Origin of the sequence: Leucobacter chromiiresistens, assembly GCF_001477055.1 — a bacterium.
In the GTDB taxonomy this organism is placed as follows: Bacteria; Actinomycetota; Actinomycetes; order Actinomycetales; family Microbacteriaceae; genus Leucobacter; species Leucobacter chromiiresistens_A.
Genome location: NZ_LDRK01000070.1, coordinates 1 through 888, shown reverse-complemented (window position 1 = coordinate 888; position 888 = coordinate 1). Strand labels below are relative to the sequence as shown.

Annotated in this window: 1 protein-coding gene; it reads right to left on the bottom strand. The window is 74.2% G+C overall.

The window, feature by feature from the left end:
* Positions 1-113: 113 nt before the first annotated feature.
* Positions 114-888, bottom strand: a 775-nt coding sequence (locus NS354_RS09805; RefSeq protein WP_058594327.1) for a purine-nucleoside phosphorylase, incomplete at its 5' end; no start/stop codon positions are given.

The window sequence follows — 888 nt, the reverse complement described above, 5'->3', positions numbered from 1 at the left end:
TGCGAGCGGGGTCACTTTCGGAGGGTGTTGCGGGGCCGCACCGCTCCGACACCCTCCGAAAGCGACCCCGCTGCAGAGTGGCGGGGCGGCGGGGCAGCGCCGCCGGGCGGCGGTCAGAGCTGGGCGACGACGCGGGAGAGGAGATCGGCGAGACGGGGCTCGGCGGCCCTGCCCTCGGCGAGCACCTCGGCGTGGCTCAGCGGATCCCCCATGCCGGCGGCCGGGTTCGTGATCAGCGAGAACCCGAGCACCTCCATGCCCGCCTCGCGGGCGGCGATCGCTTCGAGGGCCGTCGACATGCCGACGATCTGCCCGCCGATCGTGCGCAGGTAGTGGATCTCGGCGGGGGTCTCGTAGTGCGGGCCCGGCAGCTGCACGTACACGCCCTGCTGCAGACTCGGCTCCACCGCGCGCGCGACGTCGCGCAGGCGCGACGCGTACAGGTCGGTGAGGTCGACGAAGTTGGCGCCCTCGATCGGGGAGACGGCCGTGAGGTTCAGGTGGTCGCTGATGAGCACCGGCTCGCCGGCCCGGAACGCCGGATCGACGCCGCCCGCGCCGTTGGTGAGGATCATGATCTCGGCGCCCGCGGCGGCGGCGGTGCGCACGCCGTGCACCACGGCTCGCACGCCCCGACCCTCGTAGTAGTGGGTGCGCGCCCCGATGATGAGGGCGTGCTTGCCGTTCTCGAGCCGGATCGAGCGCAGCGTGCCCGAATGGCCGGGCACGCCGGAGGCGTGGAACCCGGGCACCTCGTCGGCGGGCACGACCGCCACGGTCTCGCCGAGCACATCGGCCGCCTTGCCCCATCCGCTTCCGAGGGTCAGCGCGATGTCGTGGCGCTCGACCCCGGTGAGCCGGGCGATGGCGGCGGCGGCCTCGGCGGCG